Raw genomic sequence first — 25,234 nt, 5'->3', positions numbered from 1 at the left:
TTCTCACCTCGGCGGCAGGGGTGTCTCTACCCCTACAACCCGCGGCCCGCCCGACTCCTGCGGCGTCGTGGCTACGACCAGAAGAAGCGCGTCAGGTGAAAGAGCACCGGCGCGGAGAAGCAGAGCGAGTCGATGCGGTCGAGGATGCCGCCGTGGCCGGGGAGCAGCTCGCCGTAGTCCTTGACGCCGCGGTCGCGCTTGATCGCCGACATCACCAGCCCGCCGGCGAAGCCGAGCAGGCAGACGGCGAGCGCCATCGCCGCGGCGGCGCGCGGCGAGTAGGGGGTGAGCCACCAGAGCCCGGCGCCCAGCGCGGTGGCCGTCGCCACGCCGCCGAGGAAGCCCTCCCAGGTCTTGTTGGGGGAGACGCTCGGCGCGATCTTGTGCCGCCCCAGCGTCTTGCCCCAGAGGTACTGGAAGACGTCCGAGAGCTGCACCACGACGACCAGGAAGAGCAGCAGCTTGGCGCTCTCGCCTTCGAAGCCGGGCAGCTCGAGGATGAGCAGCGCCGGAGCGTGGCTGACGCAGTAGACCGAGAGCATGAGCCCCCACTGGATCTTCGCCGTGCGCTCGAGGAAGCGCTCGGTGTCGCCGGCGAGCGCCGAGAGGATCGGCACGAGCAGGAAGCCGTAGACCGGCACGAAGATGGCGAAGAGGCCGTACCAGCCGAGGGCGAGCAGGAGGTACTGGACCGGCAGCACGACGAAGAAGGCGGCGAGCAGCGCGGTGCGGTCGCCGTCGCGCGTCGGTGTGAGGGTGACGAACTCGCGCAGGGCGAGGAACGACAGCAGGGCGAAGAGCAGGAGCGAGCCGTAGGGCCGCGCGGCGGTGGCGACGGCGAAGATCGCTGCCATCACCCACCAGGCGCGGATGCGCGCCTGCGCATTGGCGACCGTGGCGCGTGCCGACTCGCGGGTGACGCGGCGGGCGAGCAGCGCTGCGACCAGCGTGGCGAGAACCAGCAGGGCGAGAATGCCGCCGAAGGCGGCGAGCAATTCGGGGTCGAGCGGGTGGATCATCGGAGCCCTCCGGCGGCGGGGTCGGCGGCGAGCGCGAGGATCGCCGCGCGCAGGCGAGCGAGGAACGCATCCTTCGCTTCGCCCTCGCCGAGCGCGAGCGGCGGGCCGAAGGTGGCGCTGGCGACGAACGGCACGGGCGCGAGCCCGCCCTTCGGCAGGATGCGGCCGAGGTTCTCCAGCCAGACCGGCACCAGCTCGAGCCCGGGGCGCTCCCGGCAGAGGTGGTAGACGCCGCTCTTGAGCGGCTGCAGACGGCCGTCCGGGCTGCGCGTCCCCTCCGGGAAGAGGATCGCCGAGCGCCCCGCTTCCGGGGGCCCGAGTCCTGCGAGGGTGCCGGCGATCGCCGCTCGCGCCGCCGCCTCCCTTTCCACCGCGCTGCGCCCGGGGGCGCCGCGCGGGATCAGGATCGCGTCGAAGACGCGCGTGGCGAGGTAGCGGCGCAGGCCGCGGCTCCAGTAGTCGGCGGCGGCGATCGGCCGGGTGCGCGCGCGCAGCTCGCGCGGCAGCGCCGACCAGAGCACCACCGCGTCGAGGTGGCTCGTGTGGTTGGCCACGTAGAGGCGCTGCGAAAGCTCGGGGCGGCAGCCGCGCCAGCGCGCGGTGGCTCCGCAGTAGAGCCGCACCAGCGTCGCCAGGAGCGGAGCGAGCGGATGGCTCATCGCCGCTCGAGGAAGCGCACGGTGGCGAGGGTGCGCCGCGTAGCGGTGACGAGCGAGAGCAGGGCGATCAGCACGAGCGCCGCGGGTAGCACGCGCGGTGGCTGGGCGGTGACCGTCTCGATCGCCGCGGCGAGGGCTGCGGCGGCCAGCGTCACCATGCGCTGCTGCTTGGCCATCGGGCCGCGGAAGTCGGCGGGGGCACCCGCCGCCACCCCGAGCGTCCTGACGTAGGCCGTGAGCACGGCGGCGAGGGCGGCCGCCCAGCCGGCGTCGTCGCCCCACGTCACGCCGGCCAGGGTCGCGCCGTAGCCCGCGCCGACCAGGGCGAAGGTGTCGGAGAGTCGGTCCGGGAGCTCGTTGTAGATCTCGCCGCTCCTGCCGCCCAGGCCGCCCTCGACGGCGACCATTCCGTCGAGCAGGTTGGCGACGAGCCGCGCCGGCACGAGCAACGCGGCGGCGACGAGCCAGGCGATCCGTCCGCCGCCGGTCGTCAGCCCGGCGAGGACGAACGCCACACCGGTGCCGAGCGCGAAGACGACGCTCGCCACCGAGATGGCATTCGGCGGCACTCGTCGGCTGACGAAGAACGCCGCGAGGGCGCGAGCCCAGGCGCTGCGGCGAGAAGCGATGGGGCGCCGCAGCGCCGGGTCCTGGGTCATGGATCGCGAAGCGTAGCACCCGATCGGGGCGGGATCGGAGGGGCGGGCCGGACGAATGAAGCACCTCGCGCTCCCGTGCGGGTGGGCTGGACACCGTTTTCCCGACTCGGCGGGCGATGTTGCTGTCCGCATTCGTGATCCCGAGAGTCCGGTTGTCTCCCCTCGCCCGGGCCACGGCGGCGCTCGCCTTGGCCGTTGCCGCTGTCACTCCGCTTCCGGCCGCCGATTCCGCGACGCTCGCCATGGTGCGTGCCTACCCACTCTTCCCCGACCAGGTGCGCGAGCTCGCACGCCGCCACGACCACCTCGGCTGGTACCCCGAGAAGGGCTTCGCGCTCGTCGAAGCGGACGCCGCGGAGCGCGCCCAGCTCGAACGCGAGGGCTATCGCCTCGAGATCGACGAGGAGCGAACCGGGTGGCTTCGTCTCGCCCTCGAGGCGCCGCGCGGCGAAGCGACGACGACCATTCCCGGATTCCCCTGCTACCGCACGGTGGAAGAGACGTTCGCCACCGCCGCCGGTCTCGCTGCCACCTATCCGACCCTGGCCACCTGGAGCGACATCGGCGACTCGTGGAAGAAGGCACAGAACGCCGCGCAGGGCTACGACATGCGCGTCCTGCGCCTGACCAACTCGGCGATCCCGGGCCCGAAGCCGGCGCTGCTCGTCACCGCCGCGATCCATGCCCGCGAGTACACGACGGCCGAGGCGGCCACCCGCTTCGCCGAGTGGTTGCTCGCCCAGTACGGGAACGATCCCGAGGCGACCTGGTTGCTCGACCACCACGAGGTGCACCTGGTGCTGCACACCAACCCGGACGGTCGCAAGGTGGCCGAGACCGGGTCGTCCTGGCGCAAGAACGTCAACAACACCGATGGCTGCGCTTCGACCTACGGCGTCGACCTCAACCGCAACTTCGACTTCGAGTGGGCCTGCTGCGGCGGCTCGAGCAACGACCCCTGCGGCGAGGACTACCACGGTCACGCCGCCGGCTCGGAGCCCGAGACGCAGGCGGTGCAGAGCTACATGCTCGGCCTCTTCCAGGACTGGCGCGGGCCGCTGCTCACCGACCCCGCCTCGCTCGACACGATCGGCGTCTACGTCGACCTGCACAGCTACCAGCCGGCGATCCTCTCGGTCTTCGGTTTCCAGGATCCGCCGAACCCGCCGAACGGTCCCGAGCTCCTCCGTCTCGGTCGCAAGTGGGGCTACCTCTCCGGCTACCCGGCGCAACTCGGCAGCCTCTACCCGGTTGACGGCTCGACGAAGGACTACCTCTACGGCGTCCTCGGCATCCCCGCCTACACCTGGGAGATGGGCACCGCCTTCTTCGAGAGCTGTGCGAGCTTCGAGGCGGGCGTGCTGCCGGCCTCGCACGCCATGCTGCGTTACGCGGCGCGCGCCGCGCGTGCGCCCTACCGCCTCTCGGCCGGGCCCGATGTCGTCGAGGCCGCCTTCCCCGATCCGGTCGCCGCCGCCGGCGACCTGCTCGCGGTGGCCGCGCGGGCCGACGACACCCGTTACGGCACCGCCACCGGGGGGCCGACCGAAGGGCAGGCGATCGCCGCCGCCGAGCTCTACGTCGACACCCCGCCCTGGTCGGCCGGCGCTGCGCCGGTGGCGATGGCCCCGGGCGACGGGACGTTCAACGCCAATTCCGAGGCGATCGTGGGCAGCATCGACACGACCGCGCTCGGCGTCGGACGGCACTTCGCCTACCTGCGCGCCCGCGATGCCGGCAACAACTGGGGTCCCGTCACCGCGCTCTTCTTCTGGGTCTTCGCGCCGGGAACGGTGCCGCACGTCGAGGGCACCGTGCACAACGGATCGAACGGCGCGCCGCTCGCCGCCAGCATCACCACCGGGAGCTTCGCCACCTCGTCGGATGCCGGCACCGGAGCCTACGGTCTCGATCTCCCGCCGGGCACTTACGACCTCACCGCGACGCGCTTCGGCTTCGGCAGTGCCAGTGCCAGCGGGGTCACCCTGGCCTCCGGGCCGCCGGTGCAACGCGACTTCACGCTCTTCCCGGCGCCGTTTGCCGACGATGTCGAGAGCGGCACGGGAGGCTGGACGGCGCAGTCGCCCTGGGCGCAGACCACGGCGAGCGCGCACAGCCCGACCCACAGCTGGACCGACTCGCCGTCCGGCAACTACGGCAACAACGTCAACACCTCGCTCACCTCGCCGATCGTCGACCTCAGGGGCCGCACCGGCGTCGAGATCGCCTTCTGGCACCGCTACGCCCTCGAGAGCTCGTGGGACTTCGGCCTGGTCGAGGTCTCGACCAATGGCGGCAGCACCTGGACCGAGAAGGCGCGCTACACGGGGACGCAGTCGACGTGGGGTGCCGTCCGGCTCAGCGTACCGGAGCTCGCCGGCGCCGCGCAGGCGCGCGTCCGCTTCCGTCTCACCTCGGACTCGAGCCAGGTGTTCGACGGCTGGTACGTCGACGACATCGAGATTTCCGCCGCGGCACCCGGTCTGCCGTTCGGCGACGGTTTCGAAGCCGGTACCCTCGGTCGCTGGAACGGAAGCTACGCCGCACCGTAGCGGTCGGCGCGCCGGTCGCGCTGGGCAAGCGGGTCGCGGCCGAATCGCGCTGCTCTAGACTCGGCGACGGGATTCGAACCCCGCCGCTCGTCGGCGCTCGCAGCGAGACCGACGGCCACGACGCCGTTCGGCCCTCGTCGAGTCGAGATTCGGTCTTCCCTGGAGGGAACCATGCGCTATCGGCGATCGGTCAGCTGGGTTTTCGAGCAGAAGGACTGGCCGATCACGCTGCTCTGCCTGGCGGTGGCTTCCCTGGTTCCCATGGTGGGCCCGATCGCTGCGAACGGCTACCAGGCCGCCGTTGCCGTCGAGCTCGGACGCGCTCCGGGTCGAGAGCAGGTGAGACCGTTCGATCTGAGCGCACTCACCGTTTACCTGATGACGGGGCTGCGCCTCTTCCTCGTCGGTCTGGCGGCGAGTGTGGCGTTGCTCCCTCTCCTCTTCGCCGGCATTGCCGGCCTCGGCCTGGTCACCGCCCTCGTCGGTGCCACGGCGGCTCGCCCAGAGGCGCACCCCGGACCGCTGCTCGCCGCGGTGCTGGTGGCGGGTACACTCCTGATCGCCACCGTGGCGCTCGGCGTCGCCTCCCTCGTCGCGCCGCTCTGGTTGCGGGCGGCGCACCTCGAGGACATCGCCGCCGCTTACGACGTCGCATTTTGCCGGGATTTCTGGCGCCGCGTCGGCTGGGCTTCGGTGGCGTGTCACTTCGGAATGGCCGGGATCGCCATCGCGCTCTTCGCGCTCGGCATGCTCTGCTGTTTCGTCGGCATCTTCCCGGCGATGGCACTGGTCTTCCTGGTGCAGGCTCACCTCTACGCGCAGCTCTACCGCCTCTATCTCGAACGCGGCGGCACGCCGATCGCGGACGCACCGCCGTCCACGATCTCGTGAAGCGTCTCTGCGGCGCGGGATGACGCGCCCCCGCCGCGGGTCCTGTCCGGCCGGTTTCCCGTCTCCGTGCTCGCCCGGGAGGATCCTCCCGGAGTCGGCTTCGATTCCCGATCCGTGCTCCGCGCGGGGACGGGAGCCCTCCGTCCGGCCACCCGCGGCCCTCTCCCGATGGACGTCGTCATGCGTGGGCGGGGGCAGGGTGGGGAGCCCGTCGATGGGACGGCCGGAAGAGCGACGAGGCCCGCGGAGGAGGAGCCCTCGTCGGCCCGGGGGGAGGCAGTGCGCCCCTGCCGCGGGTCCTGTCCGGCCGGCGTCCCGTCGCCGTGCTCGCCGGGGAGGATCCTCCCGGAGTCGGCCTCGTTTCCCGATCCGTGCTCCGCGCGGGGACGGGAGCCCTCCGTCCGGCCACCCGCGGCCCCCCTCCCGAGAACGGGGTGACGCGGATGGCCGGAGAGATGGGCACCGTTCTTTACGGCGTGGCGGCCTTCTTCCCGAGCAGGTGCTCCTCGAAGAACCGCAGCACGTGTCCGAACTGCACGACCTGGCTCGAGCGCCGCGCGGCGCCGTGCCCTTCGCCCTCGAGCAGGATCAGCTCGGACGGGAGCCCCTTGGCCTGCATCGCCTCGTGCATCTGGATCGCCTCGCCCACCGGCACGCGCGGGTCGTCGACCCCCTGGATGATGAGCAGCGGTCCCTTCACGCGGTCGATGAAGTTGAACGGCGAGAGCTTGCGCAGCACCTCGGGCTCCTTGTCCGGGTCGCCGTACTCGGAGGTCCGCAGGCGGCGGCGGTACGGCGCGGTGTTCTTGAGGAACGTCTCGAGGTTGCTAATGCCGACGATCGAGGCCCCGGCGTCGTAGGCGCCGGCGAAGATCGTCATCGCCGCGAGCGTCGAGTAGCCGCCGTAGCTGCCGCCGGTGACGCCGAGCTTCGGCGCCTTGCCGTCCTTCGCCAACCCCTTGCGGAAGTAGGTCGCCGCGTCCTCGATGTCGGAGAGCACCGCCAGGCGCCTCGCCCCGTTGTCGGCGTCGAGCCAGCTCTTGCCGTAGCCGTCGCTGCCGCGCACGTTCGGCTGGGCGTAGACGAAGCCGGCGTCGATCCAGAGCTGGTCGATCGGCGAGAAGCCCGGGGTGGCCTGTCCTTCGGGACCGCCGTGGAAGTCGACGATTACCGGGCACGGACCTTTCGGCGCGCCGCTCTGCGGGTCGCAACCGGTCGGGTAGCGGACGAAGATGGGAATCGACGTGCCGTCACGAGCCGGATAGTGCTCGAGCCGATCGACGGCGAAGGTCGAGGTGTCGACCTCGGGGGTCGAAGGAACGGTCCACTGGACGAGGCTCTTCGTCTTCCAGTCCCAGACGTAGCTCGCGCGCGGCGCCGTGCCCGTCTCGACGCCGAGGATGACGAAGCGGCCGTCCGGGGTCGACGAGCCCGGCGTCACCGAGTCGGCACCGGGGAAGGCGGGGAGCGAAAGCTCGGCGAGCGTCGTCGCGTCGAACGCCTGGGTGCGGAAGTAGCCGCCGTCGTTCCAGACCACGTAGAGCTTCTGCCGGACGCGGTCGAGGCCGAAGCCGGCGACCTCGGCCCGCTTCTCGGGGGTGAGCGGTTCGAGCCCCTTCGCGCGCGTCCACCGGTAGAGGCGGCGGAACTCGCCGAGCTTGTCGGTGCGCACCAGCACCTCGCCGGGCCGTGGTCCGTAGGCGACGTCGTACTCGACCGTCTCGCCCTGGCCGAAGAGCGGCTCGAGCTTGCCGTCGGCCCACTCGTAGACCTCCTGCTGCCGCGAGCCGAGCGCCTTCGAGAGGAGCAGCCGCAGCTTGCCGCCCTCTTCGCGGCGGTCCTCGACCGACCAGAGCCCGGGCTCGCCGACGAGGAGCTCCTTCTTGCCGGAGGCGATCTCGAAGCGGTAGACGGCGTAGCTCCCGGGTTCGCGGTCGTTGGCAGAGAAGACGAGCGACTTCGAGTCCTCGGCGACGAAGGCGAGGAAGGCGCGCGATCCCTTCTCGTGCTGGACGAGCCGGAGCGGCCCACCGCCGGCCGGCTGGAGGTAGAGCCCGGGGTCCTCCTGGCCGCCGCGATCGCGCGAGACGACGAGGAAGGAGCCGTCGGGAGCGACGGCCGAGAGGCCGGTGCGGTCTTCGCCGCCGGTCATCTGGAGGGGGAACGCCTTGGGCGCATCGAGACGCCAGATCTGCGGCGTGCCGGTGATCGACCAGCCGAAATAGAGATGCGTGCCGTCGGGCGAGAGTTGCCCGCCGCCCGGCGAGCGCAGGTCGAGCGCCTGTTGGATGCGGCGCGAGACGTCGGGAGCCAGGGGCTTCGGTGCGTACTTCTGGATCGTCTCGCGCGACAGGCTGTCGGCTCCGTGGCCGCTGTAGCTCGACGGCGGAGCGGGGGACTGAGCTTGCGCGTCCGCCGCGAACGGCAGGGCTAGGCAGGCCACCAGCGCCAAGGGGAGTCTTCGGTTCGATCGGGACATCGCGACCTCCGGGAGTGGCCCCGCCGACGGCCGTCGGGGCAAGGTTCGACCAGGAACGGCTGAGAGGGTGGTACGGCCCGCGACCGCCGAGGGTTGCCGGCCGGTCTGGTCCGTCCCGCGGATCCGGGCGGCTCGCCGGGTCTTCGCTTCAGTCGAATCGCGCGACGGCGTCGCCGCGTCGGCCGAGCTCGTAGCGGCGCGACCACCCGTCGTCGAGGCAGGTGAGGATGACGCGGAACGTCCCGGCGGCGGTGCAGTCGTACCGCTCCTCGATCCACGGCCCCTCGCCGGGGAGCCGGACGACCGGGACCGCGGCGAGGTCGCCCCGCTCGCGCAGCGCCGGGTCGAACGGAAAGCGGATCTCGTCCCACGGCGCCACGGTGCCGTCCGGCACGCCGTCGCGCAAGCGGCCGCACTCGAGATAGCGGAAGTGTCCGAGGTTGTGCGCCGCCCGGTAGCGGCGCACCACCTCGAGCCGGCCGCCGCCGGTGGCCGGGAGCGGCGTGTCACGCTCGAAGATCGGGTCGAAGGCGATGCCGTGTCCGCCTGCGGACTCGCGAAACACACCGAAGGTGCGCGAGAGCAGGTCGCGCAGCACGACGCCCGAAGCGTCGTCGAGCGTGCAGGCGAGGCCGATCGCCGTCGCCGCATACGGGTGGGGCGAGCGCCGGACGCGCTTCTCGCCGTAACGTTCGCGCAGCTGGCGCAGCACCGGCGGGAAAGAGCTCGCACCGCCGACCACGTAGAGGCTGGCGATCTCCTCCCACCCGACGCCGGCGCGGCACGCGGCGACCGCGACGACCTCTTCGACCCGCTCGACCGTCTGCTCGACGAGCTCGCGACAGGCCTGGTAGGCGTCGTCGACCGGCAGCGCGACGTCCTCCCGGTCGAGCCCGGCGAGATCGACGACGAATCGCCGACTCTGTGGGGTGAGCCGCTCCTTCTGGCGGCGAACCTCGTCGACCAGCGTCTCGCGCGCGCCGCCGCGGACCGTGCCCAGTCCCGCGCGCTCGGCGACCCATGCGGCGAGGCACGCGTCGAAGTCGTCGCCGCCCAGCCGGGCGACGCCGGCGGTCGCGACCACTTCGTTCGCCAGGCCGGCCATGTGAATCAGCGACACGTCGAACGTTCCGCCGCCGAGGTCGTAGACCAGCACGTGCTCGCGCCGGCTGGTGAAGGTGCGGCGGTAGCGATGGGCGTACTCGAAACCCGCCGCCGACGGCTCGTTGAGGACCGATTCGACCTGGAAGCCGGCTTCGCGGGCCGCGGTCAGGGTGAGGAAGCGCTGGTCGGAGGAGGCGTGCGCCGGCACGCTGAGGGCCACGACGAGCTCGCGGTCGCCCTCTCCCGCCGCGGTCGAGCGTTCGCGGATCTCGTCGCGGAGGCGAGCGAAGTGACCGGCGAGGATCTCGGCGAGGGCGAAGCGGTGCCCGGCGACTTCGATCCGCGACTGCGGGCCGACCTCGCCCAACAGGCGCTTGAACGACCGCACCAGCCGCCACCCAGGTTGCTCGGCCGCGGCCAGGGCGTCGGGGCCGAAGCGCAGGGCGCCGTCCGCTTCGGCGACCGCGACGACGGACGGGAAGGTGTCGCCCCACTCGAAGCCGATCACGGGATAGTTCCCGCGATCGACGAGCGCGGCCACCGTGTGGGTGGTCCCGAAGTCGATGCCCAGGCGCATGCTGAACCGGGAGTCTATCGCCCTGCCGCGGGAGCCTCGGAGGCGCCGGGGCTGATCCCCGTCATGGTCGACCGCGGACCGGTCGGATAGCCTCGGGCGCGTCGGAGAACCCGAGGAGAACCGAATGGTCGCCGCCGCCCCGAAGGTCTGTCTCTTCTGCCATCGCGACGAGCACCAGACCCCGCTCGTCGTCCTCGCCTTCCGCGGCGAGACGCTCCACATCTGCCCGCAGCACCTGCCGGTGCTGATCCACGACCCGCAACGCCTGGTCGGCGTCCTTCCCGGTGCCGAGCGGCTCTCGCCGGCCGAGCATCACGACTGAGGCGGACGGCGGCAGGGAGCTGCGGCTCGCGCCGGCCTCCCGGCCTAGAGCCCGAGCCCCGGCAGAAGGGCCGCGGCCCGTTCGATCTGCTCGGTCGAGCAGGAGAAAGCGAAGCGCAGGTGGCCGGCACCGGCTGGGCCGAAGACCTCGCCGGGGGCGCTGCCGATGCCCGCCTGGTCGATCAGCGAGTGGGTCATCGCCCAGCCGTCGCGCTGGCCGTCGTGTCCCGGCCAGGAATCGGCGATCCGCGCCCAGACGTAGAAGGCGCCCTGAGGAGTGAACGCCTCGAGGTGGCGAAGCTGCCGCAGGCCGGCCATCAGCACGTCGCGCCGCTGCTGGTAGACCCGGGTCATCTCGCGCGTCGCCTCCTGCGGGCCGTCGAGCGCGGCGACCGCGCCGTGCTGGGTGGCGGAGTTGACGCCGTTGATCGTGCAGCGCAGGAGCTTGGCCATCCGCTCGATCAACAGGTCGTCGTTGACCGCCACGTAGCCGACCCGCAGGCCGCTCATCGCGTAGGACTTCGACATCGAGAAGATGCTGACGACGCGGCGCTCGGCGCCCGGGAGCGAGCCGATCGACAGGTGCTCGCGCCCGTCGAAGAGCACCGTCTCGTAGGCCTCGTCGGAGACCACCCAGAGGTCGTGTCGCTCGGCCACCGCGAGGATCCCCTCAAGAGTCGGCCGATCGAGCACGGCGCCCGTCGGGTTGTGCGGCGTGTTGAGCACGATCGCTCGGGTGCGCGGCGTCACCAGCGCTTCGATCCGCTCGGGCACCAGGCTCCAGGCGCGCGCCGGGTCGAGACGGCAGCGCACCACGGCGCCGCCCGCCAGCCGCACGTTGTCGGCCGTCTCGGTCCACGTCGGGTCGGGGACGATGATCTCGTCGCCGGGCTGCTCGACGAGCGCGCGGAAGGCGATGTAGAGGGCGTGCATCGCTCCGTTGGTCACCAGCACGCGCTCCGGGCCGTCGATGGCAATGCGATTGTCGCGCCGCAGCTTGTCGGCGATGGCGCGCCGCAGCGGCGGGATGCCGGCTCCGGCGGTGTAGTGGGTCTGGCCGTCCCGCAGCGCCTTCTCGATCGCCTCGCGCACGTGGGGCGGAATGTCGAAGGAGGGATCGCCGGACTCGAGGCGAAGGATGGGATGCCCCTTGGCCTGCATCTCCAACAGCCGGTCGCGCACCGAAACGATGCCGCCGAGCGGGATTTCGTCGATCAGGCTCTTCTGCCGTCGCATGGGACCTCCCTTGCCGTCCGTTCCCGCGGAGCCTACAGGGAATGCCGCAACCGCGAAAATCGGCGATGCGGCGATGCGGCGATGGCGGCGACGCGGCAGGGCTTCGCCGCCGGGTCGCCGTGGAGGAGCAGGGGGGACGCGAAACGAGCTCCGGCGCGGGCGCCTCAGCCCGTCCCCTTCATCTCCTCGAGGAACTGCAGGTCGTGGCTGCCGGCCCGCAGCTTCTGCACCAGCCCGTCCTTGTCGACGGCCTTGAGGTACGCCTCGCGTGGCTCGACGATCTTGCGGTCGACCAGGTCGTAGAGCGCGTCGTTCATCAGCAGCATGCCCTGGGCGCGCCCGAGCTGCATCGCCGAGGCGATCTGGAAGGTCTTCCCCTCGCGGATCAGGTTCGACAGTGCCGGGGTGGCGATGAGGATCTCGAAGGCCGCGACGCGTCCGCCGCCGATCTTCTTGAGCAGCACCTGGGCGATGACCGCCTTGAGGCTGTCGGCGAGCATCATGCGGATCTGCGACTGGCGATCGCCCGGGAACTGGTCGACCAGTCGTTCGATGGTCGAGGGGGCGGTGGTGGTGTGGAGCGTGCCGAAGACGAGGTGCCCGGTCTCGGCCGTCTCGATGGCGATCGACACGGTCTCGAGGTCGCGCATCTCGCCCACCAGGACGACGTCCGGGTCCTCGCGCAGGGCGGCGCGCAGCGCGTGCTTGAACGACCCGGTATGCACGCCGACCTCGCGCTGGTTGACCAGGCAACGGCGGGAGGGGTGGACGAACTCGACCGGGTCCTCGATCGTGATGATGTGGTCGGAGCGCGAACGATTGACCAGGTCGACGATCGCCGCGAGGGTCGTCGACTTGCCCGAGCCGGTCGGCCCGGTGACCAGCACCAGCCCCTTGGACAGGTAGGCGAGCTTGCGGATCGAGTCGGGAAGGCCGAGCTCCTCGAAGGTCGGGACGCGGCTCGGGATGGTCCGCATCACCGCGCCGGGGCCGCGGTGGTCGCGGAAGAAGTTCACCCGGAAGCGTGCCTTGCCGGGCAGCTCGACAGCGAAGTCGGTGTCGTTGATGCCGGCGAACTGCTCGCGGTTGCGCGACGGCGCGATGGCGTCGAGCAGCGGGCCCATCTCGGCGGCCGAGATGGCGGCGAATTCGCTCATCTCGGTCAGGTCGCCGTGCAGCCGCATCCGCGGGCGATGGTCGCTCGACAGGTGGAGGTCGGAGCCCTTGCGCTCGAGCAGCAGCTCCAGCAGCTCGCCGATCCTCGTCACCGGCCGGCCGGGAACGGCGGTGGTCTCGAGGCCCCCGAACACCGGGAGTCCCGGCACGTCGGCCGGCGGCGAGTCGGCGAGGGGAACGATCGTCACCGCCCACCCGCTGCCGCTGGGGAGCCCATCCACCCGCAGGGCGTGACCGTCGACCGCGTGCTCGAATCGGAAGGGCGTACCGCTGAGCGGCTGGAAGCCGGGCGGGGCGATCTCGGCGGTGAGGGCGATGATGCGCGCGGCGTCGAGCGGCTCGCGACTGACCCCGCGCTCGACGCCGCCGGCGCGCAGGCGCGGCAGCTGCCCCGGCTCGAGGGTCAGCGACTCCATCCGGTTCGCCAGGCCGGCGCGCAGCAGGTTCTCGAGGGCGGCCATCGTCGTCCTCGCCTAGGAGGTCCGGGCGCGCACCACGGCGGCGCGATGGACGTAAAGCGTCTCGTCGGCGGTGGTGACGAGGAGGAAACGCTCGTCGGCGGAGTTGAGCAGATCGGAGACCCGCGAGTGGCCGGAAGGGAGGAGGTAGTGCAGGTCGCCCTCGACCGTCATCCCGCCGGCGAGGTCGAGCGCGACGCTGGCGTGGAGCGCACCGATCTCCTCCTGGGCGGCAACCTCGGGGGCACGACCGGGACGGGAGACGAAGGCGAGCCAGGCGAGGTTGACCAGCTCGACGTGCTCGTCGACGCGTACCGGCACGAAGCGCACGGCCGGATCGTTCAGTCGATCGAGCGCGGTTTGCGGGCGCGCCGAGCGCTCGCCGGCCAGGTGAAGGAAGAGGCTCCCCTCGGTGGTGTGGCCGTCGAACCCGACGAAACGCAGGTCGACGCTCTGGACCTCGATGGCGAGCGACATCGCCTCTTAGTGTAGCTCCACTGCCGAGCGGCGTCGGGCGCGGGGATCGTCAGGTCCGGTACCATGCGAGGCGTGACCGCCGACGACACTCTCTGCGCATCCGCAACCGCTCCCGAGCTCGACCGTCTCGGCAAGGCGGTGCGTGACCTGGTGCGCGAGCGCGTTCCCTCCTTCTGGACCGAGAACGATCTCGCCGACGAACTGCGACTGGACGAGTCGGGGCTCGGCCTCGACTCGGTCGGTCTGGTCGAGCTGGTGGTCGCTTGCGAGCGCCACTTCGGCGTCCGACTGCCGGCCGCCATCCTGCGCCAGGACGCGCCAACCCTCGGCGAGCTGATCGGGTGGCTACGCGACGCCGGGGCCTGAGCGCCGCGGCGAGTCGCGCCTTCGACGCGCTCGAGAGCGCCCTCGCCGTCGCCGCGGTTCGCTGGCCCCGCCGCGGTGTACGCCTCGCGTCCACCCTCGGCGAGTTGCGCCAGCGGCTCTCCGGCCACTGGCCGAGCGCTGCCGAGGTCGCCGCCCTGTTCGATCTGTCGCCAGATCCCTCGGCGCGGCTCGCTCGCCGGATCGCCGGGCTCGAAGCGCGCAATCGCCTGAGCGTTGCGCTGCTGCACCGGCTCGGCCCCGGGAGGCTGGCGGCGCTGGTCGGCCAGGACGGGGAGAGCCAGGACACCCGGCCGGCCGTGCTGCTGACCTTCCATGTCGGCGCGCTTCAGTTGCTGGGCGAAGCACTGGATGCGTCGCGCCGCGGCATCCTCCTGATGCGGGCGTCGCCGATCTACAGCCCTCGGCCCGGCCAACGCTTTGCGTTCACCGAGGGTGGTGCGGGAGAGCGTGCGGCGGCCCTCAAGGCGGCGGTCGCTCATCTCGAGACGGGCGGTTCGGTGGTCGTGGCCGCCGACGGCGAGTCGGGCAGCGGCGTCGACGTTCGTTGCCTCGGGCGTCGTCTCGCCCTGGCGAGAGGAGCCTTCGCCATGAGCCGGCTGACCGGTTCGCCGATCCTTCCGCGGGTCGCTCGGTGGGAAGGAGCGCAGGTGGTGGTCGAGCGCGGAGCACCGGTCGCGAGCGCCGAGGAGGCCGGAAGGTGGCTCGAGGACTTCCTGCGCCGGCGTCCCGAGCAACTCGGGCTCGGGCTCCTGCGCCAGCTCCTGCGGGCGGAGCGCTGAGCGCGGCGCTCCGTTGGGACCGGGCGCCCCTCCCGGCTCAGCCCGTCCAGCCGTCCGGCCGACCGAGGACGAGCTCGCGAGCCGTCAGCTCACCCCGCAGGAGTCGCTGGCGGAAGACGGCGTGTCGCAGCTTCCCGGTCTCGGTCGCCGGCAGCGTTCCCCGGTGCAGCAGCAGAACCTCGGCGGGCGGCACGCCGATGCTGTCGCGCACCGCGCGAGCCACCTGGGCGGCCAGCCGTGCCGCCGAGTCGGAGGCGGTCGCCTCGACCTCGGCAGTGACTTCGGTGGTGACTTCGGCGGCGACGACGATCTGCTCGCGCCCATCGCCGCGCGCCAGACCGAGCGCCGCCGAGCGGACCACGCCAGGGACCGCGTCGACGGCCTCTTCGATCTCGCGCGGGGCGAAGGCGGCGCCGGCATGCTTGATGAGGAGGCGCTGTCGTCCGACGACGAAGAGCTCCCCTCCCTCGTCGAGGCGGCCGCAGTCGCCGGTGTAGAGCCAGCCGTCGCGCAGGACCTGCCGGGTCTCGTCCTCCGCCTCGAAGTAGCCGCTGAAGAGCGTCGGCGAACGGAGGACGATCTCGCCCCGCACACCCGGGGGGACCGCCTTGCCGTGCTCGTCGAGAATTCGCAGCTCGACGCCGGCGAGCGGGCGTCCGCAGGAGACGTTGCCCGCGTCGTCGCTGCGCAGCGCCTCGCCGCGGCGCACGCTCGTCACCCCCATGGTCGCCTCGGCCAGGCCGTAGGCGGGGCGCACCACCCCCGGCAGGCCGACGCGCTCCTCGAACTCGCGCAGGGTCGAGAGGCGCATCGGTTCGCCCCCACTCGCGATCAGCCGCAGTCTCCTGAGGTCGAGCGAGCTCGGGTCGACCAGGCGCAGCGCATGGCGGAGCGAGAAATCGGTCGCCGAGGTGAGCGTCGCGCCGACGCGCGAGAGCGTCTCGAGCCAGACGCCGAGCGAGGAGACCACCGGTGCCACGAGATGGGACGGGCAGCCGTGAAAGGGCGGCAGGACGACGAAACGAAGCAGGCCCATGACGTGCCAGGGGGGAGCCCAGCCGCAGAGGACGTCGTCCTCGCCGATCGCGTAGACCTCGGAGAAGAGGCGTCGCCACGCGGTGATGGCGCGATGCGAGAGCTGGACGGCCCGCGGCTCGCCGGTCGTCCCCGAGGTCATCTGCAGGAGCGCGACGTCGTGAGGGTCCGGCACGGGCGGTTCCGCGGGAAGGTCGCCGTCCCGCGGGAGCTCCTCGGCCAGCGCGAGCGGGAGCGACGGATCGGCCGCCGCGAGGCCCGGCTGCATCGTCGCGGCGACGACGAGGCGCGGTCGAAGGCGGCGCGCCCGGGCGAGCGCCGTCGCTGCCGGAAGGCCAGGGTTGAGCACGGCCGGCACACCGCCGAGCAGCGAGACGGCGGCGAACATCGCCACGAGCTCGAGTCCGGCCGGGAGGAGGAGGACGACCCGATCGCCGGCGGCGATGCCGTGGGCTCGCAAGCCGACGGCCCGTGCCCGGGCCCGCGCGAAGAGCTCGGCCCAGGAGACCGCCTGGTCCGCGAAGGTGTAGGCGAGCCCACGAGGCCGAGTGCGGGCAGCGTGGGCGAGGGCTTGAGCGTAGGTCGCAGGCATCGACGACACGAGGAATCGACCGATCGGTGGGAACGCTGCGACCCAGATTAGCAGGGAACGGCAGACGCGGCGTTATGCTCTTCCCTGCCGGTGGGGCGTCCGCCTCGCCGCAGAAACTCACCCTCCGGAAGGGCCCCGACCATGCACTCGACGCTTCGCTTCCTGCTTTGCGGCCTCGCACTGACGCTGGCCGCGCTCCCCTCGCCCGCCGAGGAGCCGAAGAAAGAGCCTGCCGCCGCCATGAACCCGTTCTTCACGCCGAGCCCGTTGCCGTACCAGGCGCCACCCTTCGACAAGATCCGCGTCGCCGACTTCGGTCCGGCGCTCGCCGAAGGGATGAAGCGTCAGATGGCCGAGATGGCGGCCATCGGTGCCGACCCGGCCGAACCGACCTTCGCCAATACCCTCGAGGCGATGGAGCGTTCGGGCGAGCTCCTGACCCGCGTGCGCCGCGTCTTCAATGCGCTCGCCGACGCCGATACCTCCGAGGAGCTGCAGGCGGTGCAGAGCGAGATGGCGCCGAAGCTCGCCGCGCACCGCGACGCGATCTATCTCGACGCGAAGCTCTTCGCCCGGGTCCGTGCGCTCTACCAGAAGCGCGATCCGCTCGGGCTCACGGGCGAGGCGCGCCGTCTCGCCGAGCGGGTCTACCGCGACTTCGTGCGTGCCGGTGCCGAGCTCGGCGAGAGCGACAAGGCGGCGCTGCGGGCGCTCAACCAGGAGGAGGCGAAGCTCACCACCGAGTTCCACGAGCGGGTGCTTGCCGACACCAACGCCTCGGCGGTGGTCGTCGACGACGTGGCCCGGCTCGCCGGCCTCTCGGCGGCCGAGGTGGCGACCGCCGCCGAGGAGGCGCGCGGCCGCGGTCTCGCCGGAAAGTGGGCGATCAGCCTGAAGAACACGACCCAGCAGCCGGCTCTGGCCTCGCTGCGCGACCGGGCTCTGCGCCAGCAGCTGCTCGCCGCGTCGACGGGGCGCGGGGCCCACGGCGGGCCGAACGACACGCGCGAGCTCGTCTCGCGCCTCGCCCAGTTGCGTGCCGAGCGGGCGCGACTGCTCGGCTATCCGACCTACGCCGCGTACTCGCTCGACGACCAGATGGCCAAGACGCCGGCAGCGGCGACCAGGCTGCTCACCGACCTGGTGCCGGCGGCCACCGGCCGGGCGCGTGCCGAGGCCGCGAAGATGCAGGCGATCGTCGATGCGCAGAAGGGCGGCTTCACCCTCGGGGCGGCCGACTGGGACTTCTACGCCGAGCAGGTCCGCAAGGCCGAATACGACCTCGACGAGAGCGAGATCCGGCCCTACTTCGATCTCGAGCGCGTGTTGCGCGACGGTGTCTTCTTCTCGGCGCACGAGCTCTTCGGACTGACCTTCGAGGAGCGCAAGGATCTGCCGGTCTACCACCCGGACGTGCGGGTCTTCGAGGTGTTCGACGCCGACGGCAAGTCGATCGCCCTCTTCTACGCCGACTACTACTCCCGGCCGAGCAAGAGCGGCGGTGCGTGGATGGACAGCTTCGTCGACCAGAGCCTGCTGCGCGGCACCAAGCCGGTGGTGTTCAACGTCTGCAACGTCACCAAGCCGGCTCCGGGCGAGCCGACGCTGCTGAGCTGGGACGACGTCACGACCATCTTCCACGAGTTCGGTCACGCGCTGCACGGCATCTTCCAGAACGTCACCTACCCGACGCTGGCCAACGTGCCGAGCGACTTCGTCGAGTTCCCGTCGCAGTTCAACGAACACTGGGCGCTCGAGCCGCGGGTCTTCGCCAACTACGCCAAGCACACCCGCACCGGCGCGCCGATGCCGGCGGCGCTGGTGGAGAAGATCAAGAAGGCACGGACCTTCAATCAGGGCTACGCGACGGTGGAGTATGTCGCCGCGGCGCTGCTCGACCTGGCGTGGCACGACCTGCCGGCGGATCGGCCGCGGCAGTCGGTGGACACCTTCGAGCCCGCCGCCCTCGAGCGCTTCGGCGTCAATCTGCCCGCGGTGCCCCCGCGGTACCACACGACCTACTTCTCGCACATCTGGGGGGGCGGTTACGCGGCGGGCTACTACTCCTACCTGTGGGCCGAAGTGCTCGACCACGACGCCTTCGCCTGGTTCGAGGAGCACGGCGGGATGACCCGGGCCAACGGCCAGCGCTACCGCGACATGATCCTCTCGCGCGGCGGGACGATCGACGGCGCCGAGATGTACCGCGGCTTCCGGGGGCGCGATCCGAGCGTCGAGCCGCTGCTCGAGCAGCGTGGCCTCAAGCCGGCCGCGAAGTAGCGACCGGGCACGCCGGGCGGGCGGCTCGACCGCTCGCCCGGCCGTCTCTTGACGGGATCAAACGATCGTTTGATACTCGCGTTTCCATGCTCGCGACCCCCCAGCCCGGCAGCGTTCCGAACCCGCCCCTGGCCGGCCACGGGGCGCTGGCCCGCCTGCGCCTGCTCGACGCCGCCGAGCGCCTCTTCGCCGAGCGCGGCTATGCCGCGACCTCGGTGCGCGACATCACCGCAGAGGCGGGCTGCAACCTGGCCGCGGTCAACTACTACTTCGGCGGCAAGGCCAACCTCTACCGCGAGGCGTTCGTCCGCGGGCTGTCGCTGCTGCGCGAGCAGCGCATCGCCACCCTCGCCGAGGCGATGGGCCGACGGCCGGCGCCGACCCTGGTGGAACTGTTGCAGTCGTTCGCCACCGCGTTCGTCGCGCCGCTCGACAGCGGTCGCGGACCGCTCCTCTTCCAGCTCTGGATGCGCGAGCAGCTCGATCCGCAACTGCCGCCCGAGACCTTCGCCGCGGAGCTCGTCGTGCCGATCCGTCAAGCGCTCAGCCAGGCGCTCTGCTCCCTCCTGCCGGCGCTCGCCGAACCCGACGCGTCCCTCTGCGTCCAGTCGTTCATCGCCCAACTGGCCAACGCACTCCAGCTCCGCCGCTGCGACCGCTCGCTCCGCGAAGGGGTGATGCCGGTCGGACCGGGAGAGCATCTGGAGCACATCGTCCGCTTCACCGCCGCGGGCATCGCCGCGGCGGCCGCACCACGGAAAGCGAAGCCGGGTCGCGCCCGGAATCTGGAGGTCTGATGGTCCCACCCTCGTCTTCCCGCGGACGCCGATGGGGCGTCGCACTCCGCCGGCCCGCCGCCGGTCTCCTGCTCGGCGTGTTCGCCGCCGCTGGCGTCGGGGCGAGCGACCCGCGATCGCCGGGTGAGGATCCGCTGCCGCCGCCGAGCCAGGATCGTCCGGCGGCGCTGGCCGTGCCGCCCGCGCCGCCGCCGATGGCGGTGAAGGTCCCCGAAGCGCTCCTCGTCCCGGGAGCGACCCTCGCACTCTCCGACATTCTCGAAATGGCGCTGCGCAACAACCCGGCGACGCGCCTCTCCTACTTCCAGGCGCGGGCGGCGGCGGCGCAACTCGGCGCCAAGCGGGCGCCCTATTTCCCGAGCGTCGATCTTTCGGCGAGCGCCGCCCGTGCGCAGACGGCGACGCCGACCCAGGACGGCACTCCGGCAACGGCGTACGGTCCGGCGGTGACGCTCAACTACCTCCTGCTCGATCTCGGAGGTCGCTCCGCCAACCTCGAGGACGCACGCCAGGCGCTCCTGGCCGCCGACTGGAGCCACAACGCCGCGATTCAGAACGTCGTGCTCGTCGTGCAGCAGACCTTCGTGCAGTATCTGAGCGCCAAGGCCCAGCTCGAAGCGGCGCAGACGACCGTGCGACAGGCGACGACGGCGCTCGAAGCGGCGAACGTCCGGCACGAGGCGGGGGTGGCGACGATCGCCGAAGTGCTCCAGGCGCGCACGGCGCTCTCCCAGGCCAAGCTCACCGAGGCCACCTTCGCGGGGCAGGTGCTCGTCGTGCGCGGCGCCCTCGCCACCGCGATGGGCCTGCCCGCCAACACGCCGTACGACGTCGGGACCCTGCCGGCAGAGGTTCCCCTCGACGCCGCAGGCGAGGCGGTCGAGAAGCTCATCGAGCTCGCCCGCACGCGGCGCCCGGACCTGCTGGCGGCGCGCGCCCTGGCTGCGAAGGCGGCGGCGCACGTCGACGCCGTCAAGTCGGAGGGGCTGCCGAGCCTGGCGCTCCAGGCCGGGGCGAACCGCACCGCCTTCGACACCGGCTCCACCGTCGAGCGCGACAGCTGGTCGGCGCGGCTGCTGCTGAGCTTCCCGCTGTTTACCGGCTACGCCAACCGCTACAACGTCCAGAAGGCGGTCGAGGAGGAGCAGACCGCCCAGGCGCAGGTCGCCAGCCTCGAGCAGCAGGCGGTTCTCCAGGTCTGGACGAGCTCGACGGCGCTCGCCACTGCGGGCCAGCTGGTGCGCACGTCGCGCGACCTGCTGGCCAGCGCCGAGCAGTCCGAACGCGTCGCCCTCGGCCGCTACCGCGAAGGAGTCGGGACCATTCTCGACCTGCTCGCCGCCCAGTCGGCCCTGGCCAACGCCCGCGCGTCGGAGATCCAGTCGCGCGCCACCTGGTTTGCCGCCCTTGCCCAGCTCGCCCGCGACACCGGCAGCGCCGAGACCACCTTGCAGACCTCCGCCATCACGGTCGAGAAGAGAGAGCCATGACCCCCTTCACCCTGAGCTCGTTCCGCCCGGCCCGCCGGCCGCGCGTCGCCTTCGCCCTCGCCCTGCCGCTCGCCCTCGCCGTCGTCTCGTGCGGCGACGGGAAGGCCAAGGGGCCGAGTGGACCGCCTCCGGTTCCGGTCACCACGGCGACCGTCGTCCAGAAGACCGTTCCCGTGACCTTCCGCGCCATCGGTCACGTCGAGCCGATCGCCACCGTGGCGGTCAAGGCGCGCATCGGCGGCGAGCTGCAGCGCGTCGCCTTCACCGAAGGCGAGAGCGTCCGGGCCGGAGCGACGCTCTTCACCATCGACCCGCGCCCCTACCGGGCGGCGCTCGCCCAGGCCGAGGCCGCGATGGCGCGCAATCAGGCGCTCCTGGCGAAGGCCGAGGCGGACGCCACGCGCTACGCCGGACTCGTTCGCCAGGACTACGTCACCAAGGAGCAGTACGACCAGATCGTCGCCAACGCCGCGGCCTTGCGCGCGGCGATCGCCGCCGACCAGGCGAACCTCGACGCGGCGAAGCTCAACCTGGCCTACTGCACGATCACCGCTCCGGTGGCGGGTCGCACCGGGGCGCTTTCGATCAAGGCCGGCAACCTGGTGAAGGCCAACGACGACAAGCCGCTGGTGACGATCAACCAGGTGCAGCCGATCCACGTCGCCTTCTCGGTCCCGGCGCAGCTTCTCCCGTCGCTGACTGCCCGGCGCGAGGGCGCCGTCCAGGTCGGCGCGACCCTGCCCGGCGGTGCGGCGGCGATCGCCGAAGGCAGCCTCTCCTTCATCGACAACGAGGTCGACACCGCCTCGGGGACCCTGCTGCTCAAGGCCACCTTCGCCAACGCCGACGAGGTCCTCTGGCCGGGCCAGTTCGTCGACCTGACGGTGCGCCTGGGCGAGGAGCCGGCGCGCATCGTCGTTCCCGCCTCGGCCGTGCAGAGCGGCCAGCGCGGTCAGTACGCCTTCGTCGTCAAGGACGACGGAACGGTCGAGCTGCGGACGCTGACCGTGGCGCGCGGCGACGAGAAGGAGGCGATCGTCGAGAGCGGTCTCGAGCCGGGGGAGACCGTGGTCACCGACGGCCAGCTCCGCCTGGTGCCGGGGGCGAAGGTCACGGTCAAGAGCGCCGAGAGCGGCAGCGAGCCGAAGTCATGAGCTTCTCCGAGCTCTTCATCCGCCGTCCGGTGATGACGACGATCGTCATGGTGGCGATCCTCGTCTTCGGCGGCATGGCCTACCGGCTGCTGCCGGTCTCCGACCTGCCGAACGTCGACTTTCCGACGATCACCGTCTCGGCCGCCCTGCCCGGCGCCAACCCCGACACCATGGCGTCCTCGGTGGCGACGCCGCTCGAGAAGGAGTTCTCGACCATCGCCGGCGTCGACTCGATGAGCTCGACGAGCAGCATCGGCAACACCAGCATCACCCTGCAGTTCAGCCTCGAGCGCAACATCGACGCGGCGGCGCAGGACGTCCAGGCGGCGATCGCCCGGGCCAACCGCCAGCTGCCGCAAGACATGCCGTACCCGCCGACCTACAACAAGTCGAATCCGGCGGACCAGCCGATCCTGTTCATCGCCCTCACCTCGCCGACCCTGCCGCTCTACACCCTCGACGAGTACGCCGAGACCTCGATCGCGCAGCGCATCTCGACCGTCTCGGGCGTCGCCCAGGTGCAGGTCTACGGCGCGCAGAAGTACGCCGTCCGCATCCAGCTCGACCCGCGCCAGCTCGCCACCCGCGGCCTCGCGGTGGACGACGTGACGCGCGCGGTGCGCGGCGCCAACGTCAATCTGCCGACCGGCACCCTCTACGGTCCGCAGAAGAGCTTCACGCTGATGGCCGACGGCCAGCTCACCGACGCGGCCGCCTACCGGCCGATCATCGTCGCCTACCGCGACGGCAAGCCGGTGCGACTCGAAGAGCTCGGCACGGTCACCGACAGCGTCGAGAACAACAAGGTGGCCGCCTGGTTCATCGACCAGCGCGCGGTGGTGCTCGCCATCCAGCGCCAGCCGGGGACCAACACCGTCGAGGTGGCGCGCAAGGTGCGCGAGCTGCTGCCGAAGTTCGAGCAGCAGCTCCCGGCGAGCGTGTCGATGCGCATCCTCTTCGACCGCTCGGCGCCGATCGACGAGTCGGTCCACGACGTCAAGGTCACCCTGGTCATCACGCTGATCCTCGTCGTCCTGGTGATCTTCCTCTTCCTGCGCAACCTCTCGGCGACGGCGATCCCCTCGCTCGCCATGCCGATGTCGATCGTCGGCACCTTCGTCGTCATGTACCTGCTCGACTACTCGCTCGACAACCTCTCGCTGATGGCGCTGACGCTCTCGGTGGGGTTCGTCGTCGACGACGCCATCGTCATGCTGGAGAACATCTTCCGCCACATGGAGATGGGCAAGAAGCCGCTCCAGGCGGCGCTCGACGGCTCGCGCGAGATCGGTTTCACGATCCTCTCGATGACCCTCTCGCTCGCCGCGGTGTTCATCCCGGTGCTGTTCATGGGCGGCATCGTCGGGCGGCTGTTCCGCGAGTTCGCCGTGGTCATCGGCCTCGCCGTGCTGATCTCCGGCTTCATCTCGCTGTCGTTGACGCCGATGCTCTCCTCGCGCTTCCTGGCTCCGCCGCGCGAGGTCGAGCACCACGGCCTGTTCAACTTCTTCGAGCGCTTCTTCGCCGGCATGCTGCGCGGCTACGAGAAGGGTCTCCGCTGGTCGCTCGCCCACCGGAGGATCACCATGCTCTACACCCTGGTGATCACGCTCCTCACCGTCGTCGTCTTCGCGCGGATCCCGAAGGGGTTCATCCCGTCCCAGGACATCGGGCAGCTCTTCGGGCAGACCGAGGCGGTCGAGGGGATCTCGTTCGAGGAGATGGCGCGCCATCAGCAGGAGGTGGCGAAGATCGTCCGCGAGGATCCGAACATCGAGGCCTTCATGTCCTCGGCGGGCGGCCGCGGCTCGGGCGCCTCGAACACCGGCAACCTCTTCGTCCGCCTGAAGCCGCGCGCCGAGCGCACGCTCAACGCCGACCAGGTGGTCGAAAGCCTGCGCCCGCGCTTCGCCCAGGTGCCGGGCATCCGCGTCTACCTGCAGAATCCGCCGGCCCTGCAGATCGGCGGCCGGATGAGCCGCAGCCAGTACCAGCTCACCCTGACCGGGCCGGACACCGACGAGCTCTATCGCGTTGCCCCGGTGCTCGAAGGCAAGTTGCGCGGGCTGCGCCTGCTCACCGACGTCTCGACCGACCTGCTCCTGCGCAATCCGCAGGTCAACGTCGACATCGCCCGCGACAAGGCGGCGTCGTTCGGCGTGACGGCGCAGCAGATCGAAGACACCCTCTACTCCGCCTACGGCCAGCGCCAGGTGTCGACGATCTTCGCGCCGAACAACCAGTACCGCGTGATCATGGAGATGCAGCCGGAGTTCCAGCGCCAGCCGGCCGACCTGCGCCTGCTCTACGTCCGCTCGGCCGGGGGGCAACTGGTGCCGCTCGATTCGCTGGTGACGCTCACCCCCGGGGTCGGCCCGCTGGCGGTCAACCACTCCGGGCAGGTGCCGTCGGTGACGCTGTCGTTCAACCTCGCCCCCGGCGTGGCGCTCTCGCAGGCCACCGACGAGGTCGATCGCCTCGCCCGCGAGACGCTGCCGGCCACCGTCACTCCTACGTTCCAGGGAACGGCGCAGGCGTTCAAGTCGTCGATGCAGGGGCTCGGACTGCTGCTCGTGCTGGCCATCCTCGTCATCTACATGGTGCTGGGAGTCCTTTACGAGAGCTTCATCCACCCGCTGACGATCCTCTCGGCGCTGCCGCTCGCCGGTCTCGGTGCGCTGCTGACGCTGATGGCCTTCGGCAGCGACCTCAACATCTACGCCTTCGTCGGCATCATCATGCTCGTCGGCCTGGTGAAGAAGAACGGCATCATCATGATCGACTTCGCGCTCGAGGTGCAGCGGCACGGCGGCAAGACCCCGCTCGAGGCGATCCACGAGGCCTGCGTGGTGCGCTTCCGGCCGATCATGATGACCACGATGGCGGCGCTCTTCGGCACCCTGCCGATCGCCCTCGGTTTCGGCGCCGGCGCCGAAGCGCGGCGTCCGCTCGGCCTGGCCGTGGTCGGCGGGCTCCTGCTCTCGCAGTCGCTGACTCTGTTCGTCACGCCGGTGGTGTACACCTACATGGAGTCGCTGCAGGAGCGGATGGGACGAGCCCTCTGGTTCCTGCGCGGTCGCGAGCGGGAGGTCGACGCGGCGAGCTGAGGTGC

19 protein-coding genes are annotated in these 25,234 nt (G+C 71.4%); 10 read left to right on the top strand and 9 right to left on the bottom strand.

Translation table 11 applies throughout. From position 1 onward, the window contains the following. Positions 1 to 71: 71 nt before the first annotated feature. Genes IPJ17_02480 through IPJ17_02470 form a run of 3 tightly spaced genes read right to left on the bottom strand, consistent with a single transcriptional unit; the run spans position 72 to position 2,337 of the window. Positions 72 to 1,019 carry a phosphatidate cytidylyltransferase gene (locus IPJ17_02480; GenBank protein ID QQR74480.1) on the bottom strand — a complete coding sequence of 316 codons (948 nt, stop codon included), beginning with the start codon at positions 1,017 to 1,019 and terminating at the stop codon, positions 72 to 74. Continuing rightward, positions 1,016 to 1,678: a 1-acyl-sn-glycerol-3-phosphate acyltransferase gene (locus IPJ17_02475; protein QQR74479.1), complete on the bottom strand. Its 663-nt coding sequence runs from the start codon at positions 1,676 to 1,678 to the stop codon at positions 1,016 to 1,018. Before IPJ17_02475 ends, IPJ17_02480 begins: the two co-directional genes overlap by 4 nt. Next, a complete protein-coding gene (locus IPJ17_02470; protein QQR74478.1) occupies positions 1,675 to 2,337 on the bottom strand; it encodes a CDP-alcohol phosphatidyltransferase family protein in 663 nt (220 codons plus the stop codon). Before IPJ17_02470 ends, IPJ17_02475 begins: the two co-directional genes overlap by 4 nt. Before the next feature lie 152 nt (positions 2,338 to 2,489). On the opposite strand from IPJ17_02470, the gene IPJ17_02465 reads away from it, so the two are divergent. Together IPJ17_02465 and IPJ17_02460 are read left to right on the top strand one after the other, a co-directional pair. Then, on the top strand, positions 2,490 to 4,889 hold the full coding sequence (locus IPJ17_02465) for an immune inhibitor A (protein ID QQR74477.1): 2,400 nt from the start codon (positions 2,490 to 2,492) through the stop codon (positions 4,887 to 4,889). A gap of 171 nt (positions 4,890 to 5,060) precedes the next feature. After that, complete coding sequence (locus IPJ17_02460; GenBank protein ID QQR74476.1) at positions 5,061 to 5,780, top strand: hypothetical protein; 720 nt, start codon at positions 5,061 to 5,063, stop codon at positions 5,778 to 5,780. A 469-nt stretch (positions 5,781 to 6,249) separates the two neighbouring features. Here the strand turns inward: IPJ17_02460 and IPJ17_02455 are convergent, their stop codons facing one another. Both IPJ17_02455 and IPJ17_02450 read right to left on the bottom strand, forming a co-directional pair. Then, positions 6,250 to 8,259, bottom strand: a complete 2,010-nt coding sequence (locus tag IPJ17_02455; protein QQR74475.1) for a S9 family peptidase — start codon at positions 8,257 to 8,259, stop codon at positions 6,250 to 6,252. A 148-nt stretch (positions 8,260 to 8,407) separates the two neighbouring features. After that, positions 8,408 to 9,940, bottom strand: coding sequence for an Hsp70 family protein (locus IPJ17_02450; protein QQR74474.1), 1,533 nt, complete (start codon positions 9,938 to 9,940; stop codon positions 8,408 to 8,410). 124 nt (positions 9,941 to 10,064) lie between these two features. Here IPJ17_02450 and IPJ17_02445 point away from each other — a divergent pair, with 124 nt between their 5' ends. Then, the gene (locus IPJ17_02445) at positions 10,065 to 10,262 is read left to right on the top strand and encodes a hypothetical protein (GenBank protein QQR74473.1); all 198 of its coding nucleotides are present in this window, start codon (positions 10,065 to 10,067) and stop codon (positions 10,260 to 10,262) included. A gap of 44 nt (positions 10,263 to 10,306) precedes the next feature. Here IPJ17_02445 and IPJ17_02440 read toward each other — a convergent pair whose 3' ends face one another. From IPJ17_02440 to IPJ17_02430, 3 genes are all read right to left on the bottom strand, one after another. After that, complete coding sequence (locus IPJ17_02440) at positions 10,307 to 11,497, bottom strand: pyridoxal phosphate-dependent aminotransferase (GenBank protein ID QQR74472.1); 1,191 nt, start codon at positions 11,495 to 11,497, stop codon at positions 10,307 to 10,309. A 164-nt stretch (positions 11,498 to 11,661) separates the two neighbouring features. Then, positions 11,662 to 13,089, bottom strand: a complete 1,428-nt coding sequence (locus tag IPJ17_02435; GenBank protein QQR76067.1) for a PilT/PilU family type 4a pilus ATPase — start codon at positions 13,087 to 13,089, stop codon at positions 11,662 to 11,664. Positions 13,090 to 13,146: 57 nt separating this feature from the next. Continuing rightward, positions 13,147 to 13,608 carry a hypothetical protein gene (locus IPJ17_02430; GenBank protein ID QQR74471.1) on the bottom strand — a complete coding sequence of 154 codons (462 nt, stop codon included), beginning with the start codon at positions 13,606 to 13,608 and terminating at the stop codon, positions 13,147 to 13,149. A 72-nt stretch (positions 13,609 to 13,680) separates the two neighbouring features. Between IPJ17_02430 and IPJ17_02425 the strand changes: the two genes are divergently transcribed. Both IPJ17_02425 and IPJ17_02420 read left to right on the top strand, forming a co-directional pair. Continuing rightward, the gene (locus IPJ17_02425) at positions 13,681 to 13,974 is read left to right on the top strand and encodes an acyl carrier protein (GenBank protein QQR74470.1); all 294 of its coding nucleotides are present in this window, start codon (positions 13,681 to 13,683) and stop codon (positions 13,972 to 13,974) included. Continuing rightward, the gene (locus IPJ17_02420; protein ID QQR74469.1) at positions 13,950 to 14,774 is read left to right on the top strand and encodes a hypothetical protein; all 825 of its coding nucleotides are present in this window, start codon (positions 13,950 to 13,952) and stop codon (positions 14,772 to 14,774) included. The genes IPJ17_02425 and IPJ17_02420 overlap by 25 nt, the downstream gene beginning before the upstream one ends. A 37-nt stretch (positions 14,775 to 14,811) precedes the next feature. Here IPJ17_02420 and IPJ17_02415 read toward each other — a convergent pair whose 3' ends face one another. Then, a complete protein-coding gene (locus tag IPJ17_02415) occupies positions 14,812 to 16,410 on the bottom strand; it encodes an AMP-binding protein (GenBank protein QQR74468.1) in 1,599 nt (532 codons plus the stop codon). A 132-nt stretch (positions 16,411 to 16,542) separates the two neighbouring features. Between IPJ17_02415 and IPJ17_02410 the strand changes: the two genes are divergently transcribed. The 5 genes from IPJ17_02410 to IPJ17_02390 all read left to right on the top strand — a co-directional run bounded on the left by IPJ17_02410 (position 16,543) and on the right by IPJ17_02390 (position 25,229). Continuing rightward, positions 16,543 to 18,681 (top strand): M3 family metallopeptidase, encoded by a 2,139-nt coding sequence (locus tag IPJ17_02410; GenBank protein QQR74467.1) that lies wholly within the window; start codon positions 16,543 to 16,545, stop codon positions 18,679 to 18,681. A gap of 86 nt (positions 18,682 to 18,767) precedes the next feature. Next, on the top strand, positions 18,768 to 19,478 hold the full coding sequence (locus IPJ17_02405; GenBank protein ID QQR74466.1) for a TetR/AcrR family transcriptional regulator: 711 nt from the start codon (positions 18,768 to 18,770) through the stop codon (positions 19,476 to 19,478). Then, positions 19,478 to 20,968 (top strand): TolC family protein, encoded by a 1,491-nt coding sequence (locus IPJ17_02400; protein ID QQR74465.1) that lies wholly within the window; start codon positions 19,478 to 19,480, stop codon positions 20,966 to 20,968. Before IPJ17_02405 ends, IPJ17_02400 begins: the two co-directional genes overlap by 1 nt. Then, on the top strand, positions 20,965 to 22,122 hold the full coding sequence (locus tag IPJ17_02395) for an efflux RND transporter periplasmic adaptor subunit (GenBank protein ID QQR74464.1): 1,158 nt from the start codon (positions 20,965 to 20,967) through the stop codon (positions 22,120 to 22,122). Before IPJ17_02400 ends, IPJ17_02395 begins: the two co-directional genes overlap by 4 nt. Continuing rightward, positions 22,119 to 25,229: an efflux RND transporter permease subunit gene (locus IPJ17_02390; protein QQR74463.1), complete on the top strand. Its 3,111-nt coding sequence runs from the start codon at positions 22,119 to 22,121 to the stop codon at positions 25,227 to 25,229. The genes IPJ17_02395 and IPJ17_02390 overlap by 4 nt, the downstream gene beginning before the upstream one ends. Positions 25,230 to 25,234 lie beyond the last annotated feature (5 nt).

Source organism: Holophagales bacterium (assembly GCA_016699405.1).
In the GTDB taxonomy this organism is placed as follows: Bacteria; Acidobacteriota; Thermoanaerobaculia; order Multivoradales; family JAGPDF01; genus JAAYLR01.
The sequence above is the reverse complement of the archived record's forward strand: the minus strand, read 5'-3'. Positions and strand labels throughout refer to the sequence as shown.